Raw genomic sequence first — 19,278 nt, 5'->3', positions numbered from 1 at the left:
CGCCCGAACTCTCGTCGCGCGCGCATTGGCCGCACGACTGAAGGTTTCGCGGGGCGTCGGTTGAACACCTTTACCGCAGGATCATCATGACCGTCATCGTCACCGGCGCGGCCGGCTTTATCGGCAGCAATCTCGTGAAGGCGCTCAACGAGCGCGGCGAACAACGCATCATCGCCGTGGACAACCTCACGCGCGCCGACAAGTTCAAGAACCTGGTCGACTGCGAAATCGACGACTACCTGGACAAAACCGAATTCGTCGAACGCTTCAAGCGCGGCGACTTCGGCAAGGTCCGCGCGATTTTCCACGAAGGCGCCTGCTCGGACACGATGGAAACCGACGGCCGCTACATGATGGACAACAACTTCCGCTACAGCCGCGAGGTGCTCGACGTCTGCCTCGCACAGAACATCCAGTTCCTGTACGCGTCGTCGGCGGCTACGTACGGCGGCTCGAGCCGTTTCGTCGAAGAGCGCGAAGTCGAGCAGCCGCTGAACGTGTACGGCTATTCGAAGTTCCTGTTCGACCAGGTGATCCGCCGCGTGCTGCCTACAGCAAAGAGCCAGATTGCCGGCTTCCGTTACTTCAACGTCTATGGGCCGCGCGAAACGCATAAGGCGCGCATGGCGTCGGTGGCGTTTCACAACTTCAACCAGTTCCGGGCCGAAGGCAAGGTCAAGCTGTTCGGCGAGTACAACGGCTATGCCGCGGGCGAGCAGACGCGCGATTTCGTCTCGATCGAAGACGTGGTGAAGGTCAACCTCTTCTTCTTCGATAATCCGGACAAGTCGGGCATCTTCAATCTGGGCAGCGGCCGCGCGCAACCGTTCAACGACATCGCGAGCACGGTGGTCAACACGCTTCGCGGGCTGAACAATGAACCGCCGTTGTCGCTCGCGGATCAGGTGCAGCGCGGGATGATCGAATACATTCCGTTCCCCGACGCGCTACGCGGCAAGTATCAGTGCTTCACGCAGGCCGATCAGACCAGGCTGCGCGCGGCCGGCTACGACGCGCCGTTCCTGAGCGTGCAGGAAGGTGTCGATCGCTACGTCCATTGGCTATTCGGCCAGGTTTAATTAGTCCGGACACCTCTGTAAAGTGGAATCTCCCGGTGGGTGATGGTCGCCAACCGGTTGTACGAGGGAGATTCCATATGTTTCGAAAAATTCTGGTTACCGCGGCGATGCTCGCCGCTTTCGGCCACGCGTATGCGGCGGTCGACGTCAACACGGCTAACGAAGATGCGTTGCGCGGCATCAAGGGCATCGGTCCTGCCAAAGCGAAAGCCATTCTCGAAGAGCGTACAGCGCATGGTCCATTCAAGGACCCGGCGGATCTCGGCAAGCGCGTCAAAGGCATGGGCGGGCATACCGTCGAGCGCCTGCAGGCGGAGGGTCTCGCTGTCGGTCCGGCTGGCGCGGCTGCTAACGCGCAAGCTGCGGCGTCTGCATCGACCAGGGGCGCGGCCGCTCCGGCCAATGCACCCAAAGGCAATACCACCGTGGCGGTAAAGAAATAGCCTGACGCGGGCCGCGTCCGTGGCGTGCGTCGTCACGCGCGCGACTCGCTCCCGCCGTACCCCTTCATGTCCCCGGAGTTGTCCAGCACACTCCTTCAGCTGTCATCCAGATGACTGGCTCCCGCGGTACTCCACCGCGGGCTTTTTGCGTGGTTCGCGCCATGCGCGATGAATGATGCGCGCGCCTGCATCCATGCGGCCAGAAGGGCCGCACGGCAGCAGCGGGCACGGTGGTTTAGAATCGATAGATTGAAGACTCCCCGCAGCGACGGCACCAGAAACGATATGGCTTACAAAACGATTGAAGACACGATCGGCAATACGCCGCTCGTGCAACTCGTCCGGCTTCCCGACGACGAAATTCGCAGCCGCAATAACGTGATCCTTGCGAAGCTCGAGGGCAACAATCCCGCGGGGTCGGTGAAGGATCGTCCGGCGCTGTCGATGATCAAGAAAGCGGAAGCGCGCGGCCGCATCAAGCCGGGCGACACGCTGATCGAATCGACCAGCGGCAACACCGGCATTGCGCTCGCCATGGCGGCCGCGATCCGCGGCTACAAGATGGTGCTGATCATGCCGGAAGATCTGTCGATCGAGCGCCGTCAGAGCATGGCCGCGTACGGCGCGCAGATCATTCTGACGCCCGTCACCGGCGGCATGGAATACGCCCGCGATCTCGCCGAGCAGATGCAGCGCGAAGGCAAGGGCATCATCCTCGACCAGTTCGCGAATCCGGATAATCCGGCGGCGCACGTCGAAGGCACGGGTCCGGAAATCTGGCGCGATACAGAAGGGCGCATTACGCACTTCGTATCGTCCATGGGTACGACGGGCACGATCATGGGCGTGTCCACGTATCTGAAGCAACAGAATCAGGCAATTGAGATTGTCGGCGCGCAGCCCGAAGAGGGCTCGCGTATTCCGGGCATCCGCAAGTGGCCGGAAGCGTATCTGCCGAAGATTTTCGATCGCAGCCGTGTGGATCGCGTCGAAAACGTGAGCCAGGCCGCGGCCGAAGCGATGGTGCGTCGTATGGCGGCGGTGGAGGGCATCTTTGCCGGCATCTCGTCGGGCGGCGCGTGCGAAGTGGCGCTACGCGTGGCGCGTCAGGTCGAGAACGCGACGATCGTGTTCATTGTCTGCGATCGCGGCGACCGGTATTTGTCGACGGGTGTGTTTCCCGCCTGAGTACGCGGCTTCGCTTGAACGAATGCAAAAGCGCCGGTCCTTTCAAAAAGGACCGGCGCTTTTTTTATGCTCGTGCGATACGTCGCGAACCGCTAGCCGGCTCGCGCGCCGATAGCGGATTTACTGCGAAGCCGCCACGGGCGGCGTTGCATTCTTGACAGCGCTTGCCGCGTCGCTCGCTTCCATCTGCGCCTTGACGCGCTGGCCCAACTGATAAACCGCGAGCGCATAAAAGAAGCTGCGGTTATAGCGCGTCAGCACGTAGAAGTTCTTCAGGCCGAGCATGTACTCGGTGCCGCGTCCCGGCGACGGCAGGTCCACCACCGTGACCGGCGTACCGGCTTCCGCGGCGATGTCGACGTCCGGTTCGTTGAGCAGCAGGCCGGCGCGCAGCAACTGGTCGAGCGGCCAATGCGGTTCCGGCTTGCCGTCGGCGGCGGCTTGCGCGACGCCCAGGCTGCCGGCGTCCGTGCCGATTTTCCACACCACCGGCCGGCCGTTTTCCCAGCCGTTCTGACGCAGATAGTTCGCCACGCTGCCGATCGCATCCGCCTGGTTGGTGCGCAGGTCGATCTGCTTGTTGCCGTCGTAGCTCACCGCGTACTGAACGATGCTGCTCGGCAGAAACTGCGGAATACCGATCGCGCCGGTGTACGAGCCGAGCACTGTGGTCGGGTCGATCTGCGAATCACGGGTCCACACCAGGTAGTCTTCGAGATTCTTGCGGAAGGTCGCCTGGCGATCCGCGCGATTGGCGGTGCTCGGGTAGTCGAAGCTGAGCGTGGTCAGCGCGTCGAGCACGCGGAAATTGCCCATGAAGCGACCGTAAATCGTCTCCACGCCGATAATGCCGACGACCACTTCCGGCGGCACGCCGAACTCCTCGTACGCGCGTTGCAGCGTGGCCTGGTTGGCGCGCCAGAAGCGCACGCCGGCGTTGATGCGGATCTGGTCGAGAAAGCGCGACTGATAGACGCGCCAGTTCTTGATGGACGGCGAGGGCGACGGCGTCACCAGCTTGACCGCGGTCGCCGAATAGCTCACGTGCGAAAACAGCGCGTGCAGCGCGTCGGGATCGAAGTCGTAGCGCGCGACCATGTCGTTGATGAACGTGTCCACCGCGGCGTTGTTCGCGTAGCGCTGCGGAACGATCTCTTCTTCGAAGGTTTGCCCTTGCGGCACGGCGGGCTGCGGTTGGCTTTGCGCGATCTGCACCGGCGCTTTCTTGCCGGCGCTTTGCGCTTGCGCCGGATGGGTTGCCATGAACATGCACGATACGACGGATAGTGCGGCGACTACCGTTTTGGTGCGTAGCCGGTTTCGTGCAGACAGAGCAAGCTTGACGGTCATAGTGAGCTGAAGGCGCGGTGCGCAAGAGACGGGGAAAAACGGTACGGGGCAGTATACCCGACGCCTTCTGCAAAACTGTGGTGGATACGTCGTACCCGCGTCGTGTGGTAACTTGATAAATGTTGGCGCGCCGAGGGCGCGCGCCCTGGATGGAGACACGCCGCGCGTGCATCACGGTGCCGCGCCGCAGAAGAGAATCATGGCAACAGGTTTTTATTCCCACGCCGACTGTTTGCTGCACGATATGGGGCAATGGCATCCCGAATGCCCCGCGCGTCTGCAGGCGATCGAAGATCAAATGATCGCGAGCCGCATCGACTCGCTGATCGAGCGCGAGTCGTCGCCGCTCGCCGACGAAGCCGCGCTGCTGCGCGTGCATACGCAAGCTCACGTCGACTACATTCGCAGCCGTTCGCCCGCCGAAGGTCTCGCCGAGATCGACCCCGATACGTCAATGAACCCGCACACGTGGCAGGCCGCGTTGCGCGCGGCGGGCGCGGCGGTGGCCGCGACGGACGCGGTGATCGAAGGCCGTTACGACAACGCGTTCTGCAGCGTGCGCCCGCCGGGTCACCATGCGGAGCCGGCGCGCGCGATGGGCTTCTGCTTCTTCAACAACGTCGCGATCGCCGCGCGTCATGCGCTCGAAGTGCATGGCCTGGAGCGCGTCGCGATTATCGATTTCGACGTGCATCACGGCAACGGCACCGAAGCGGCTTTCTCGGGCGACTCGCGCGTGTTGATGTGCAGCATCTTCCAGCATCCGTTCTATCCGTTCACCGGCGCGGACAACCAGGCGTCCAACATGTGCAACGTGCCGATGGCGGCGCGCTCGAAAGGCATGGAAGTGCGCGAGGTGGTGGACATGATGTGGCTGCCGCGTCTGCATGAATTCAAGCCGGAGATGATTTTCATCTCCGCGGGTTTCGACGCGCATCGCGAGGACGATCTCGGCAACATGGGCCTCGTCGAAGACGACTACGCGTGGATCACCGACCAGATGCGCGAGATCGCGAAGCGTTATGCGCGTGGGCGCATCGTCAGTTGTCTTGAGGGCGGTTATAACCTGTCGGCGCTCGGGCGTAGCGTGGTGGCGCATTTGCGTGCACTGGCCGGGATTTGATTCGCAGAACCGCTGAAGCGCTGTGCGGCAGGTTGCCGCTAACGCGCCGTGCCATCAACGCGCGGCTTACGTGAATTCAACCAGGACCGAGCCATGAATGCCGACGTGCGCAACGCTTCATTAGTCGAGATCGAACACGGCGCGTATGGCGTGCCGGGCGTCGTGCGGGTGACGATGAACCGGCCCGACGCATTCAACGCGCTGTCCGAAGCCTTGCTCGACGCGTTGCAGACGGCGCTGGCCGAGATCGCGCAGTCGTCGGCGGCGCGCGTGGTCGTGATCGCGGGTGCAGGTCGCGCATTCTGCGCGGGCCACGATCTGAAGGAGATGCGCGCGGCGCCGTCGTTGGCGTACTACCAGGCGCTGTTCGCCCGCTGCACGAAACTGATGATGACGATCCAGCGCATGCCGCAACCGGTGATCGCGCGGGTGCAGGGCATTGCCACGGCGGCAGGTTGTCAGCTGGTTGCGATGTGCGATCTAGCGGTTGCAGCCGAGACGGCGCGCTTCGCGGTGTCGGGCGTGAATCTGGGGCTGTTCTGCGCGACGCCGTCGGTGCCGCTGTCGCGCAACCTGTCGCGCAAGGCCGCGCTGGAGATGTTGCTGACCGGCGATTTCATCGATGCCGCCGAAGCGAAGCAGCAGGGTCTGGTGAATCGCGTAGCGCCGGCGGATGCGTTAGACGCGGAAATCGCGCGGCTCGCCACCAGCATTTGCGCGAAACCGGTTGAAGCGGTGAGCGCGGGCAAGGGGCTTTTTTATCGTCAGCTTGAGATGGGCATTGAAGCGGCGTATCAGCTCGCCGGCCAGACGATGGCCTGCAACATGATGGATGACTCGGCGCTCGAAGGCGTGCAGGCGTTCATCGAAAAGCGGCCGCCGGACTGGAAGGGCTAGGTGCGTCCAGCCGCTCTCGCTCAGCCTCTCACCACCACCCGTTTCTCGATCCACTCGATCAACGCCCCAATCACCCGATCCCGATCCATGTCGTTCATCGTCTCGTGATAGCTGCCTTCGTGCAGCGTGAGCGTCTTATCCGGCGAACCCGCGAACTGACCGAAGGCGCGGCTGCCGTCGGGCTCCGTGAGCTTATCGGCGGTGCCGTGATACACCAGCAGCGGCACGCGCAACCCCGCGCGGCCATTTTCGATCCGCGCCATCGCCAGCAACAACTCGGCGCCCGTGCGCGCCGGAATCGCGCCGTGATGCACGAGCGGATCGTTGCGATTGGCCTTCACCACCGGTTCGAGGCGCGACAGCAACGCGGCGTCGATTTTCATTGCGGGAAAGCCTGGCCATAAACGGCTGATCACCTGGCTCAGCTTGAGCATCCAGCGCGGCACGTCACGGCCGGGCGCAAGCGCCGGACTCGACAGAATCAGCCCGTTCAAGCGCCGGCGGGTCGCGCCGAGCCGCTCGATTGCGTACAGCGCGGCCACCGCGCCACCCATGCTGTGTCCCATCAGAAAGAGCGGTGCGCAACTTTGCGCCGCCGCGTCGAGCAGCGCCTGCGCGTCGAGCAGATAGTCGTCGAAGCGGTTCACGTAAGCGCGTTTGCCCGGCGCTTCGCCGTGACCGCGCAGATCGATCGCGACCAGTTCGATGCCGGCGGCATTCAACCGCGCAGCCAGCGCGGCATAACGCCCGGCGTGCTCGGCGAGACCGTGCAGCAGCGCCACCGTCGCGCGCAATGGCGCGGTCGTCGGCCAGCGGTAGAGCGGCAACGTCAAACCGTCGGCGGTCGTGACTGACCCGCGCTGCGCTGCGCCGCTCGTCCGCGTGCCCTCGATGGGCCGCACCTTGCTGTTTTGGGATGTCTCCATGGCCGCTGTCTTATCCTGATTTTGTTCCGCCCGATCATAGTCGCTGCCACGCGACGCACGCGAGCATCCCGTACCGGGCAGGTCTCTAATGCTCTCAGGTTATAAAAAGCGCGCAATTGATTATTAAAGGGAATGACGCCGCTGCGGTAGAATTGCGGCCTCAAATCCCAATAAAAGCAACGGCGGCCGCTTGTCCGGAGCACACCACGCTCGCAGACAAACTCCGCCGTTTCGTTTTTCCATGATCGAAATACGCAATATCTCCCAGCGTTTCGCCGGACCCCGGGGCTGGGTCGAGGCGCTGCACAACGTCAATCTGTCGATTCCGGCGGGTGAAGTGTTCGGCATCATCGGCCGAAGCGGCGCGGGCAAGAGCACGCTCGTCCGCACCCTCAATCTGCTGACGCGCCCGTCCGAGGGCAATATCGTCGTCAACGGCCGCGATCTGACCACGCTGCCCGCCGCGCAACTGCGCGAGGCGCGCCGTGAAATCGGCATGATCTTCCAGCACTTCAACCTGCTGTCGTCGCGTACCGTGTACGAGAACGTCGCGCTGCCGCTCGAACTCGCCGGCATGAAACGCGCCGAAATCGAAGCGAACGTGCTGCCGCTGCTCGAGCTGGTCGGCCTGTCGGCGCAGAAAGACCGTTATCCGGCGCAGATCAGCGGCGGCCAGAAGCAGCGCGTCGGTATCGCGCGTGCGTTGGCGAGCAAGCCGAAAGTGCTGCTCTCCGACGAGGCTACCTCCGCGCTCGATCCCGAAACCACCCGCGCGATTCTCGACCTGCTCAAACGCATCAATCGCGAACTGAACCTGACGATCGTGCTGATCACCCACCAGATGGACGTGATCAAGCAGGTCTGCGACCGCGTCGCGGTGCTGGACGCCGGCCGTGTGGTCGAAGAGGGCAAAGTCATCGACGTGTTCCTGCAACCGCACCACGAAGTCACGCGCGCCTTGATCGGCGACGTGATCGCGCAGGAACTGCCGCCCGCCATGAAAGCGCGCGTTGCCGAACGCCTGAAAACCGGCAGCGGCCATTTGCTGCGTCTGGCGTTCACCGGCTCGGGCGTCGACCAGCCAATTCTGTCGGAGACGATTCGCCGCTTCGAACTCGACTTCAACATCCTGCACGGCCAGATCGACGAGATCCAGGGGCAGACGTTCGGCTCGCTCGCGGTGCTCGCGGGCGGTGAACCGGTGAAGGTGGCGCAGGCGCTGACGTATCTGCGCGAACAGGGTGTGGTGGTGGAGGAGCTCTCGTATGTTGAGTGAAATGTTCGATATGTTCGTCCAGTCGTTCTGGGAAACGCTCGTGATGGTGGGCATTTCCGGACTGGTCGGCGCAGCGGTGGGCTTGCCGCTCGGCGTGTTGCTGTACCTGACCGATCGTCAGGGCGTGTTGCAGAACATCGCGGTGAATCGCGTGATGGGCGTGATCGTCAATGCGGTGCGTTCGACGCCGTTCATCATCCTGCTGGTCGCGGTGATTCCGTTCACGCGTCTGATCGTCGGTTCGTCGATCGGCACGATGGCCGCCGTGGTGCCGCTGACGATCGCCGCCGCGCCGTTCATCGCGCGTCTGGTGGAAACCGCGCTGCGCGAAGTCGACCGCGGGCTGATCGAAGCCGCGCAGGCCATGGGCGCGACCACCAGCCAGATCGTCTTCAAGGTGCTGTTGCCGGAATCGTTGCCGGGCGTGGTGGCCGGGTTGACGATCACGTTCGTCTCGCTGGTCGGCTATTCGGCGATGGCCGGCGCGATCGGCGGCGGCGGTCTCGGCGATCTGGGCATTCGTTACGGGTATCAGCGGTTTTTGCCGGAAGTGATGTTGACGGTCGTCGTGATCCTGATCGTCTTCGTGCAACTGGTGCAGTCGTTCGGGGATTGGCTCGTGCGTCGTTTGAGCCATAAATAACAACAGCATCATCAGGTTTGGAAAGGTCCATCATGCAACGTCGTTTGGTTCTCAAGCTCGCCGCCCTGCTCGGCGCCGCGTCGCTGTTCGCCGCCAGTGCGGCTCGCGCCGAAGACTCGATCAAGGTCGGCGTCACCGGCGGTCCGCACGCGCAGATCATGGAAGTCGTGAAGACGGTCGCGGCAAAGAACGGTCTGAACATCAAGATCATCGAATTTGCCGACTACGTGCAGCCGAACGCCGCGCTCGCCGCCGGCGATCTGGACGCGAACAGTTACCAGCACGACCCGTACTTGCAGGCGCAGGTGAAGGACCGCGGCTACAAGCTGATCCGTATCGCCGATACGGTCACGTACCCGATGGGCATCTATTCGAAGAAAGTGAAGACGCTCGCCGAGTTGCAGCCGGGCGCGAAGATCGCCGTGCCGAACGATCCGACCAACGGCGGCCGGGCGCTGTTGTTGCTGCAAAAGCAGGGTCTGGTGAAACTGCGCGCCGATGCCGGCCTGAAGGCGACGCCGCTCGACATCGTCGACAATCCGCGCAAACTGAAGATCGTCGAACTCGACGCCGCGCAGATTCCGCGTTCGCTCAACGACGTGGACGCCGCCGCGATCAACACCAACTTCGCGATGGAAGCCGGCCTGAATCCCAAGAAGGACGCGATCGCCGCCGAAGACCCGAAGGGTCCGTACGTGAACATCATCGCGATCCGCGCGGAAGACAAGGACAAGCCTTGGGTCGCCAAGCTGGTCTCGGCGTACCATTCGCCGGAAGTGAAGCAGTTCGTGGCCACGAAATTCGGTGGGTCGGTGATCACCGCGTGGTGATCCGGCATCCCCCATACGTAGTAAGTCAAACGTAGTAAGACACGACGGCAATGCAAAATTAGAGTCGTAGATCGGGACCCGGGGTTGTCACCCGGGTTTTTTCGAGATTAAAATAGAACGATCGTTCGTTATTGCCGTCACGCCGCTGAGGAGCGATATCCTCCTGCTAGAGCGCCCGCGACGCGGCTGCCGTAAGGGCAGTCGCTATAATGTTCGCTGGGTTGACGTATTCGTAACTTTGGAGCGTGTGCATGAAAATCCTGGTGCCAGTGAAGAGAGTGGTCGATTACAACGTGAAAGTTCGAGTCAAATCGGACGGCACGGGTGTCGACATCGCGAACGTGAAGATGTCGATGAATCCGTTCGACGAAATCGCGGTGGAAGAAGCCGTGCGTCTGCGCGAAGCGGGCGTGGCGACGGAAGTGATCGCCGTGTCGTGCGGCGTGACGCAATCGCAGGAAACGCTGCGTACGGCGCTGGCGATCGGCGCGGACCGCGCGATCCTGATCGAGTCGAACGAAGAACTGCAGCCGCTGGCGGTCGCCAAGCTGCTGAAGGCGCTGGTCGACAAGGAACAGCCGCAGCTGGTCATCCTCGGCAAGCAGGCTATCGACGACGATTCGAACCAGACCGGCCAGATGCTGGCTGCGCTGGCGAATCTGCCGCAAGCAACGTTCGCGTCGAAGGTGGTCGTGGCTGACGGTAAGGCAACGGTGTCGCGCGAAGTGGATGGCGGCGCGGAAACGCTATCGCTGACGCTGCCGGCCGTGATCACGACCGACCTGCGCCTGAACGAGCCGCGCTACGTGACGCTGCCGAACATCATGAAGGCGAAGAAAAAGCCGCTGGAAACGATCAAGCCGGAAGACCTCGGCGTTGATGTGTCGCCGCGCCTGAAGACGCTGAAAGTCGTCGAGCCGCCCAAGCGTTCCGCCGGTGTGAAGGTGCCGGACGTGAAGACGCTGGTCGAGAAGCTGAAGACTGAAGCCAAGGTGCTTTAAGAGAAACGCGGAGACAGACGAAATGACGAATCTGGTTATTGCAGAACACGACGGCGCGTCGATTAAAGCCGCGACGCTGAACACGATTGCCGCCGCGCAGAAGATCGGCGGGGATATTCACGTGCTGGTGGCGGGTCACAACGCGCAAGCAGCAGCGGATGCGGCAGCGAAGATCGCTGGCGTCAGCAAAGTGCTGCTCGCCGACGCACCGCAACTCGAAGCGGGTCTCGCGGAAAACGTCGAAGCGACGGTGCTGACCATCGCGAAGAACTACACGCACATCCTGGCGCCCGCCACCGCGTACGGCAAGAACGTTGCGCCGCGTATCGCCGCAAAGCTCGACGTCGCGCAGATCAGCGACATCACGGCAGTTGACTCGGCCGACACGTTCGAGCGCCCGATCTACGCCGGCAACGCGATCGCCACGGTGCAATCGGCTGACCCGATCAAGGTCGTCACGGTGCGTTCCACCGGTTTCGATCCGGTCGCAGCCGAAGGCGGCAGCGCAGCGGTCGAGAAGATCGACGCAGCGGCAGACAGCGGCATCTCGCAGTTCGTGAGCCGTGAAGTGACGAAGCTGGACCGTCCGGAACTGACGTCGGCGAAGATCATTGTCTCGGGTGGCCGCGGTCTGGGCAACGGCGAGAACTACACCAAGGTGCTCGAACCGCTGGCCGACAAGCTGAACGCAGCGCTCGGCGCATCGCGCGCAGCGGTCGACGCGGGCTTCGTGCCGAACGACTATCAGGTCGGCCAGACCGGCAAGATCGTCGCGCCGCAACTGTACGTGGCGGTCGGCATCTCGGGTGCGATCCAGCATCTGGCCGGCATGAAAGACTCGAAGGTCATCGTCGCGATCAACAAAGACCCGGAAGCGCCGATTTTCAGCGTCGCCGATTACGGTCTGGTGGGCGATCTGTTCACGGTCGTGCCGGAGCTCGTGAGCGAACTCGGCTAAACGCCGCAGCGCCGTCTACAAGGCGTCTGGCAGCAACAGCGAAGGGCGCGGGACCGATCAAGTCCAGCGCCCTTTTTATATCGAAGACAGGAGGAGAACTGAAATGAGCTATACGGCGCCCATCAAGGACATGCTGTTCGTGATGAAAGAACTGGCCGGTCTCGACGAAATCGCGACGCTGCCGGGCTTCGAAGACGCTAACTTCGACACGGCCCAGGCCGTGCTCGACGAGTCGGCGAAACTGTGCGGCGAAGTGCTGGCGCCGCTGAACGTCGAAGGCGATCGCAATCCGAGCAGCTGGAAAGACGGCGTGGTCACCGCGACGCCCGGCTTCAAGGAGGCGTTTCGCCAGTTCGGAGAAGGCGGCTGGCAAGGTTTGCAGCATCCGGTTGAATACGAAGGCCAGGGGCTGCCGAAGCTGATCGCCACGCCTTGCATCGAGATGCTCAATGCGTCGAATCTGTCGTTCGCGCTCTGCCCGCTGCTGACCGACGGCGCGATCGAAGCGCTGCTCACCGCCGGCACCGAAGCGCAAAAACAAACCTACGTGCCCAAGCTGATTTCCGGCGAATGGACCGGCACGATGAACCTGACCGAGCCGCAAGCCGGTTCCGACCTGGCGCTCGTGCGCACGCGCGCCGAGCCGCAGGGCGACGGTTCTTTCAAGGTGTTCGGCACGAAGATTTTCATCACGTGGGGCGAGCACGATATGGCGAAGAACATCGCCCATCTCGTGCTGGCGCGCACGCCAAATGCGCCGGAAGGCGTGAAGGGTATCTCGCTCTTTATCGTGCCGAAGTTTCTCGTCAATGAAGACGGTTCGCTCGGCGAGCGCAACGACGTGCATTGTGTGTCGATCGAACACAAGCTCGGCATCAAGGCGAGCCCGACCGCGGTGCTGCAATTCGGCGACCACGGCGGCGCGATCGGGCATCTGATCGGCGAAGAAAATCGCGGCCTCGAGTACATGTTCATCATGATGAACGCGGCGCGTTTCGCGGTTGGCATGCAGGGCGTGGGCGTGTCGGATCGCGCGTATCAGAAGGCGGTCGCGTATGCGAAAGATCGCGTGCAGAGCCGTCCGGTGGATGGCTCCGCGAAGCAGTCGGTCGCGATCATCCAGCATCCGGACGTGCGCCGCATGCTCGCGACGATGCGCGGCCTCACCGAAGCCTCGCGCGCGCTGGCTTATGTGGCGGCAGGGCATTGCGACATCGCGCATCGTCATCCTGACGAAGCGACGCGTGCCGAGCATCAGGCGATTTACGAATTCCTCGTGCCGATCGTGAAGGGCTGGAGCACGGAGCTTTCCATCGACGTGACGAGCCTCGGCGTGCAGGTGCACGGCGGCATGGGCTTTATCGAAGAAACCGGCGCGGCGCAGTACTACCGCGACGCGCGCATTCTGCCGATCTACGAAGGCACGACCGCGATTCAGGCGAACGACCTGATCGGCCGCAAGACGCTGCGCGACGGCGGCAAGGTTGCGAAGTCGCTGCTCGCCGACATGGCGCGCACGGTCGAAGCGCTCGGCGCGCAACAGGGCCCGGCGTTCGACTCGATGAAGAAGTATCTGGCGCAAGGCCACGACGCGTTGAGCTCGGCGGTGGACTACGTGCTGGCCAATACCAAGGCCGATCCGAACGCGGTGTTTGCCGGCAGCGTGCCGTATCTGAAACTGGCGGGCGTGGTGCTGGGCGGCTGGCAGATGGCGCGTGCGTTGCTGGCGGCCACTCAGAAGCGCGACGAAGATCCGGCGTTTTACGGTGCGAAGATCGCGACCGCGCAGTTCTACGCGGAGCATGTGTTGCCGCTGGCGTCGGCGTTCGAGGCGTCGATTGTCAGCGCGAAGGGTGGCGAGAGCGTGCTGGCTTTGTCGGACGATCAGTTTTGACGTGGTTTGACTACGCGTAACGCGTCGGCATGAAAAAAGCGCCCCTCGGGGCGCTTTTTTTCGCGCAGGCAAAGTCCAACGACCCGCCAGCGCAACCGCTCTCGCGAAGCGTGGTTAAACCTTAGGCATAAGCCGGACGATGCGCACCGGCGGTCTCGCCCAGATAGCGATGCACCGACAGATCGTCCGCCTTGATGACCGGTTGCTTACCCGACATCACGTCGGCCAGCAACTGGCCCGAGCCGCACGACATGGTCCAGCCCAGCGTGCCGTGACCCGTGTTCAGGAACAGATTCGGCACCGGCGTACGGCCGACGATCGGCGTGCCGTCCGGCGTCATGGGGCGCAGGCCGGTCCAGAAGCTTGCCTTCGACGTGTCGCCGCCGCCCGGGAACAGATCGTTCACGCACAGTTCCAGCGTTTCGCGACGCGCCTGACGCAGCGATTTGTCGAAGCCGACGATCTCGGCCATGCCGCCCACGCGAATCCGGTCGTTGAAACGCGTGATCGCGATCTTGTAGGTTTCGTCGAGCACGGTGGAGATCGGCGCAGCCGCTGCGTTGACGATCGGCGCGGTGATCGAATAACCCTTGAGCGGGTAGACCGGAATCTTCACGAGGCCGGACAGGAATTTGGTCGAGTACGAACCCAGCGCGACGACGAACGAATCCGCGCGCACCAGTTCACTGCCGCATTGCACGCCGGCAATGCGGTCGCCCGCCATGGCGAGTGCGTCGATCGGCGTGTTGTAGCGGAATTTGACGCCCAGTTGCTCGGCCAGCGCGGCGAGGCGCGTGGTGAACATCTGGCAGTCGCCGGTTTCGTCGCCCGGCAGGCGCAGGCCGCCGGTCAGTTTGTGCGACACGGCGGCGAGCGCCGGCTCGGCTTGCGCGAGTTCGGCCGCCGACAGCAGTTCATACGGCACGTTGGCTTCCTGCAGCACGGCGATGTCTTTCGCGGCGCCGTCGAACTGCTGCTGCGTACGGAACACCTGCAGCGTGCCGCCGGTGCGGCCTTCGTACTGAATGCCCGTTTCGGCGCGCAGCGCCTGCAGGCAGTCGCGGCTGTATTCGGCGAGGCGCACCATGCGGCCCTTGTTCACCGCATAACGCGACGACGTGCAGTTCTGCAGCATCTGCCACATCCATTGCAACTGGAATTGCGTGCCGTCGAGGCGGATCGCCAGCGGCGCGTGCTTCTGGAACATCCACTTGACGGCCTTCAGCGGCACGCCCGGCGCGGCCCACGGCGACGCGTAGCCCGGCGAGATCTGGCCGGCGTTGGCAAAGCTGGTTTCGAGCGCCGGGCCGGCTTCGCGATCGATCACGGTCACTTCGTGACCCGCGCGCGCCAGGTAATACGCGCTCGTCACCCCGACGACGCCACTGCCCAAAACGACGACTCGCATAACTGCTCCGACTGTTCAATAGAGGTTGGATGGGTGCCGCGTGCGTCGATTCGTTGGCATTCATTCGATTCACGAGGTGCAACGCGGGTCGCCCAGTGTTAACCGCTATACTATTAACAGTCAGGTAGGTTTTGTTATTGTATTTTCAAGATTTTCAGCAAATACACCATGCGTACACAGCGCCAACCGGTCCGGTCCCTCGACAAACTCGATCACAAGATCCTGCGCCTGCTGCAACAGGACGGCCGGATGGCCATGAAAGACCTCGCCGAGCAGGTTGGACTGTCGGTCACCCCGTGCATCGAGCGGGTCAAGCGGATGGAGCGCGACGGCGTGATCACCGGCTATCACGCGCGCGTGAATCCGGCTGAACTGGGCGCGGCGCTGTTGGTGTTCGTCGAGATCACGCTGGATCACAAAAGCGGCAACATGTTCGACCAGTTCCGCCGCGAGGTGCAGAAGATCCCCGAGGTGCTGGAGTGCCATCTGGTGTCGGGCGATTTCGACTATCTGATCAAGGCGCGTATCGGCGAGATGGCCGATTACCGAAAACTGCTGGGGGACATCCTGTTGCAGTTGCCCGGCGCCGTGCAGTCGAAGAGTTACGTGGTGATGGAAGAGATCAAGGAAACACTGACGATCGCGGTGGGGGATTAGCCGGCGGTTTAGGCAGTGCTTCACGGCTTGGCGGGACTCGACAAACGGCGCAAACACTGTATATTTATACAGGTGTTTTGCGCCGTTTTTTGTTTTGACCCGCCCTGCGTTCTGCGTGCTCTTCAGCCGTGACCCAATCCGATCCCGACTTCGACTCCGTTCCTGAATTTCCGGTCGCCCCACCGACGCCCCGCAAAGGGCGCGGCGCGGTGACGAATCTGCAAGGCCGCTACGAAGTCGACCAGCGCGAAGCGGTCGACGACGGCTGGCTAGCGGTTTCGGTCCCGGAAGAAGACGACGACGGCGAGCCCAAGGTCTTGCGTACACAAGTGTTCGAGGAGCGGGCCAAGACCATCCTCACGCACAATGCGTCGCCGGATATTCCGTTCAGCGTGTCGCTGAACCCGTATCGCGGTTGCGAGCATGGCTGCATCTACTGTTTCGCGCGGCCTACGCATAGTTATTTGGGTTTGTCGCCGGGGCTCGATTTCGAGAGCCGGATCTACGCGAAGATCAACGCGCCGGAACTGCTCGAACGGGAATTGTCGAAGAAGTCTTACGTGCCGGAGCCGATCGCGCTCGGCGTGAATACGGACGCGTGGCAGCCCGTCGAGCGTGACTTGCGCATCACGCGCCGGGTTATCGAGGTGCTGAGCGAGCGCAACCATCCGTTCGCGGCGATCACCAAATCGTCGCTGATCGAACGCGATATCGATCTGCTTGCGCCCATGGCGGCGCGCGGTCAATTCATGGCCGCTATTACCATCACCACGCTGGACTCGGAGATCGCGCGCACGCTCGAACCTCGCGCGGCCACGCCGTCGCGGCGGCTGCGCGCCATCCGCACGTTGAGCGAGGCGGGGATTCCGGTCGGCGTGAGCATTGCGCCGGTCATTCCGTTCGTCACGGAGCCGGACATGGAGCGTGTGCTGGAGGCCTGTGCGGAAGCGGGCGCAAGCAACGCGAGCTATATCGTGTTGCGTCTGCCGTGGGAGGTCGCGCCGCTATTTAAAGACTGGCTCGCGGCGAATTTCCCCGATCGCGCGGACAGGGTTATGAGTCGAGTGCGCGATATGCGCGGCGGCAAGGATTACGACGCGAATTTCGCCACTCGCATGAAGGGCGAAGGTTTGTGGGCGGACCTGCTCAAGCAGCGATTCCATAAGGCCGTGCGCCGCCTGGGATTAAACCGGCGCGATCACGGCATTCTGGATATGTCGCACTTCCGGCAGGTCACGCCGACGCGGGCCGAGCCGCCAGCGCGGGCCAATCCTCAACTGGATCTTTTTTAGCGCCGCGCGCAACCGAAGGGTGGTTACTGGGACAGCGCCTTGGCCGCTTGCACCTGACCTTCGAAATAGGTCTGGAAAGAGATGGCGAGACCGGTCATCAGCAAAAATGCGCCGATCAGTAGCGAAAAGATCACGATAAAGATCACCGTCCAACCGGAGCGGCTTTGGCGCTGGGTTTGCGCATTGAATTGCGCGTCCCACTTTTCATCCGGCCGCAGCCCGTAGACGATCGCGGCGAGAAACGCGGAGAGCAGCGAAACGGCGCCGAAAAATGCCAGTACCCAACCGAGCATCGAGGCCCGCTCGCTGGCTACCACCAGCATGGCGCCCGGAATGCCGATCAGCGTGCCGATCAGGTGCGCCCAGCCGTAAATGTCGCGCGTGCCATAAAGATAGAAGCGGTGGGCGCCGAGACTACCGAAGAAAAAGGCCAGCGCGGCGGTAATCGTCTTGGATCTGAAGCGCGGGGAAGCCGAAGCAAGGGTGGACATGTAGGCGAGGTTAGAGTGGCGGACGGTAGCGAGCAGTAGCGTGCAGTAGCAGGCGGTCGAAAGATGCGGCGCGCCGAAGGGCGCGGACCGACGCGCATTCTACGCCCGCCCGGTGGCGGCGCACGTTTCAGGACGCCGGCCCTGAATAAATCACGCGATAGACCGCGCCGGCGTAATCGTCGCTGATCAGAAGCGAGCCGTCGGGCATCGGCAACACGTCGGCCGGGCGGCCCCACACCGCTTCGCCGGGCTGAAGCCAGCCTTCGGCAAAGACTTCCTGATGAGCGTCGCGGCCGTCCGGGTCGGTGATCACCCGCACAACGCGGTAACCGACCTTCTTGCTGCGATTCCACGAACCGTGCTCGGCAATGAAAATATTGTCCCGATACGCGGCGGGAAACATCGAACCGTTATAAAAGCGCATGCCGAGCGAGGCGACGTGAGCGCCTAGTTTGACCACCGGCGGGGTGAACGCGCTGCACGGATGGTCCTTGCCGAATTCGGGATCGGGTGTGTCGCCGCCATGGCAGTAAGGAAAGCCGAAGTCCATGCCGACTCGCGGCGCGCGGTTCAGCTTGTCGTCCGGGACGTCGTCGCCCAACAGGTCGCGACCGTTGTCGGTGAACCACAGTTCATGCGTCGCCGGATGCCATGCGAAACCGACCGAATTGCGGATGCCGCGCGCGATGACCTCGTAATGGCTGCCGTCCGGGTCCATCCGGCCGATCAACCCGTACCGGTCGCGATCCTTCAGGCACACATTGCAGGGCGCGCCCTGCGGTACATACAGCTTGCCGTCCGGGCCGAACGCGATGAATTTCCAGCCGTGATGCGTTTCCGTAGGCAGGGAGTCGGTAATCACCACCGGCTTGGGCGGATCGTTCAGATGACTGTCGATCGCGTCGTAGCGCAAGATTTTCGACACCGCGGACACATACAGCGCACCGTCCCGCCAGGCCACGCCCGCCGGCATTTCCAGGCCCGAAGCGATGACATGCCGGGCTGTCACGTGGCCATTCTGCAATTCGAGCGCGTAGACGTGACCGTCGAGGCTGCCTATATAGAGAACGCCTTGCGGCGAGAACGCCATGGCCCGCGCGCTGGGCACCGCGTCCGACAGCACCTCGATGCGGAAGCCCGGCGGCAGTTTTATCCGTTCGACCGGCAACGCGGCGAGGGCGCCGAGGGTCTGTCCAGCGAGCAACACGCCCGCAACGGCGTGCACGGTGCTTCGACAACGTAAGGCGCGCGCCAGCAAACCGGCAAACCACACGCGAACGGCAAAAAAGGCGGGCAAAAACGCAATCGGCGGCAGGAGTTTCACAGGCGCTCCGTCAGGTAATGCGGGCGTTTCGGCGGGGTCCGAGGCCCGTTTCAGGATGGGCGGCGCAACCTCGTTCCTCAGTTTATCCCCGTAAGTGTTTGTTATGGCGTCGGTTTCCCGCTATAATCGCGTGTTTCAGTCGTTCCGAACCCCGGTTTTCAAGGATTCTAGTATGGTCATCATCCGCTTGGCTCGTGGCGGCTCCAAGAAGCGCCCGTTCTACAACATCGTCGCAACCGATTCGCGTAACCGTCGTGACGGCCGCTTCATCGAACGCGTTGGTTTCTACAACCCGGTCGCTACGAAGGGTGAGTCGCTGCGTATCGCTCAAGATCGCCTGACGTACTGGCAAGGTGTTGGCGCGCAACTGTCGCCGACCGTCGAGCGTCTCGTGAAAGAAGCGCAAAAGGCGCAGCCGGCTGCTTAATGGTAGCTAGCATGTGTGTCGTCGTCGGTTCGGCCGGCGGCTCGCGCAGTCTGCGTGAGCAGTCCGATGCG

General features: G+C 62.8%; 19 protein-coding genes. 14 read left to right on the top strand and 5 right to left on the bottom strand.

Going from position 1 to position 19,278, the window contains the following annotated elements; translation table 11 throughout:
• Window positions 1–86 precede the first annotated feature (86 nt).
• From rfaD to cysM, 3 genes are all read left to right on the top strand, one after another.
• Complete coding sequence (gene rfaD / locus FA94_RS05380) at window positions 87–1,079, top strand: ADP-glyceromanno-heptose 6-epimerase (protein ID WP_035547552.1); 993 nt, start codon at window positions 87–89, stop codon at window positions 1,077–1,079.
• A 77-nt stretch (window positions 1,080–1,156) separates the two neighbouring features.
• Window positions 1,157–1,522: a ComEA family DNA-binding protein gene (locus FA94_RS05375; protein WP_035547549.1), complete on the top strand. Its 366-nt coding sequence runs from the start codon at window positions 1,157–1,159 to the stop codon at window positions 1,520–1,522.
• Between the two features lie 285 nt (window positions 1,523–1,807).
• Window positions 1,808–2,710 carry a cysteine synthase CysM gene (gene cysM / locus FA94_RS05370; RefSeq protein WP_035547546.1) on the top strand — a complete coding sequence of 301 codons (903 nt, stop codon included), beginning with the start codon at window positions 1,808–1,810 and terminating at the stop codon, window positions 2,708–2,710.
• 120 nt (window positions 2,711–2,830) lie between these two features.
• Here the strand turns inward: cysM and mltB are convergent, their stop codons facing one another.
• Entirely contained in the window at window positions 2,831–3,979 is a 1,149-nt protein-coding gene (gene mltB / locus FA94_RS05365) for a lytic murein transglycosylase B (protein WP_035547545.1), read from the bottom strand.
• A gap of 280 nt (window positions 3,980–4,259) precedes the next feature.
• On the opposite strand from mltB, the gene FA94_RS05360 reads away from it, so the two are divergent.
• Window positions 4,260–5,183, top strand: coding sequence for a histone deacetylase family protein (locus FA94_RS05360; RefSeq protein ID WP_035549357.1), 924 nt, complete (start codon window positions 4,260–4,262; stop codon window positions 5,181–5,183).
• A gap of 93 nt (window positions 5,184–5,276) precedes the next feature.
• On the top strand, window positions 5,277–6,080 hold the full coding sequence (locus tag FA94_RS05355; RefSeq protein ID WP_035547542.1) for an enoyl-CoA hydratase: 804 nt from the start codon (window positions 5,277–5,279) through the stop codon (window positions 6,078–6,080).
• Window positions 6,081–6,100: 20 nt separating this feature from the next.
• Here FA94_RS05355 and FA94_RS05350 read toward each other — a convergent pair whose 3' ends face one another.
• A complete protein-coding gene (locus tag FA94_RS05350) occupies window positions 6,101–7,006 on the bottom strand; it encodes an alpha/beta hydrolase (RefSeq protein WP_035547539.1) in 906 nt (301 codons plus the stop codon).
• 241 nt (window positions 7,007–7,247) lie between these two features.
• On the opposite strand from FA94_RS05350, the gene FA94_RS05345 reads away from it, so the two are divergent.
• From FA94_RS05345 to FA94_RS05320, 6 genes are all read left to right on the top strand, one after another.
• Window positions 7,248–8,282: a methionine ABC transporter ATP-binding protein gene (locus tag FA94_RS05345; protein ID WP_035547537.1), complete on the top strand. Its 1,035-nt coding sequence runs from the start codon at window positions 7,248–7,250 to the stop codon at window positions 8,280–8,282.
• Window positions 8,272–8,925, top strand: coding sequence for a methionine ABC transporter permease (locus tag FA94_RS05340; protein WP_035547534.1), 654 nt, complete (start codon window positions 8,272–8,274; stop codon window positions 8,923–8,925). The genes FA94_RS05345 and FA94_RS05340 overlap by 11 nt, the downstream gene beginning before the upstream one ends.
• A gap of 32 nt (window positions 8,926–8,957) precedes the next feature.
• Window positions 8,958–9,755: a MetQ/NlpA family ABC transporter substrate-binding protein gene (locus FA94_RS05335; RefSeq protein ID WP_035547531.1), complete on the top strand. Its 798-nt coding sequence runs from the start codon at window positions 8,958–8,960 to the stop codon at window positions 9,753–9,755.
• A 251-nt stretch (window positions 9,756–10,006) separates the two neighbouring features.
• A complete protein-coding gene (locus FA94_RS05330; RefSeq protein WP_035547528.1) occupies window positions 10,007–10,756 on the top strand; it encodes an electron transfer flavoprotein subunit beta/FixA family protein in 750 nt (249 codons plus the stop codon).
• A gap of 22 nt (window positions 10,757–10,778) precedes the next feature.
• Complete coding sequence (locus FA94_RS05325) at window positions 10,779–11,714, top strand: electron transfer flavoprotein subunit alpha/FixB family protein (protein ID WP_035547525.1); 936 nt, start codon at window positions 10,779–10,781, stop codon at window positions 11,712–11,714.
• Window positions 11,715–11,817: 103 nt separating this feature from the next.
• Complete coding sequence (locus FA94_RS05320) at window positions 11,818–13,608, top strand: acyl-CoA dehydrogenase (RefSeq protein WP_035547523.1); 1,791 nt, start codon at window positions 11,818–11,820, stop codon at window positions 13,606–13,608.
• Window positions 13,609–13,729: 121 nt separating this feature from the next.
• Here the strand turns inward: FA94_RS05320 and FA94_RS05315 are convergent, their stop codons facing one another.
• Window positions 13,730–15,016: a D-amino acid dehydrogenase gene (locus tag FA94_RS05315; protein WP_035547521.1), complete on the bottom strand. Its 1,287-nt coding sequence runs from the start codon at window positions 15,014–15,016 to the stop codon at window positions 13,730–13,732.
• A 168-nt stretch (window positions 15,017–15,184) separates the two neighbouring features.
• Between FA94_RS05315 and FA94_RS05310 the strand changes: the two genes are divergently transcribed.
• Both FA94_RS05310 and FA94_RS05305 read left to right on the top strand, forming a co-directional pair.
• Complete coding sequence (locus FA94_RS05310) at window positions 15,185–15,673, top strand: Lrp/AsnC ligand binding domain-containing protein (protein ID WP_035547518.1); 489 nt, start codon at window positions 15,185–15,187, stop codon at window positions 15,671–15,673.
• Window positions 15,674–15,801: 128 nt separating this feature from the next.
• On the top strand, window positions 15,802–16,965 hold the full coding sequence (locus tag FA94_RS05305; RefSeq protein ID WP_035547515.1) for a PA0069 family radical SAM protein: 1,164 nt from the start codon (window positions 15,802–15,804) through the stop codon (window positions 16,963–16,965).
• A 23-nt stretch (window positions 16,966–16,988) separates the two neighbouring features.
• Here the strand turns inward: FA94_RS05305 and FA94_RS05300 are convergent, their stop codons facing one another.
• Window positions 16,989–17,456, bottom strand: coding sequence for an NINE protein (locus FA94_RS05300; protein ID WP_035547513.1), 468 nt, complete (start codon window positions 17,454–17,456; stop codon window positions 16,989–16,991).
• A 127-nt stretch (window positions 17,457–17,583) separates the two neighbouring features.
• Window positions 17,584–18,780 (bottom strand): PQQ-dependent sugar dehydrogenase, encoded by a 1,197-nt coding sequence (locus FA94_RS05295; protein ID WP_035547511.1) that lies wholly within the window; start codon window positions 18,778–18,780, stop codon window positions 17,584–17,586.
• Between the two features lie 172 nt (window positions 18,781–18,952).
• On the opposite strand from FA94_RS05295, the gene rpsP reads away from it, so the two are divergent.
• Window positions 18,953–19,207, top strand: coding sequence for a 30S ribosomal protein S16 (gene rpsP, locus FA94_RS05290; protein ID WP_006050280.1), 255 nt, complete (start codon window positions 18,953–18,955; stop codon window positions 19,205–19,207).
• Window positions 19,208–19,278: the final 71 nt, after the last annotated feature.

The sequence above is a fragment of the Burkholderia sp. 9120 genome (assembly GCF_000745015.1).
Taxonomy (GTDB): Bacteria; Pseudomonadota; Gammaproteobacteria; order Burkholderiales; family Burkholderiaceae; genus Paraburkholderia.
The sequence above is the reverse complement of the archived record's forward strand: the minus strand, read 5'-3'. Positions and strand labels throughout refer to the sequence as shown.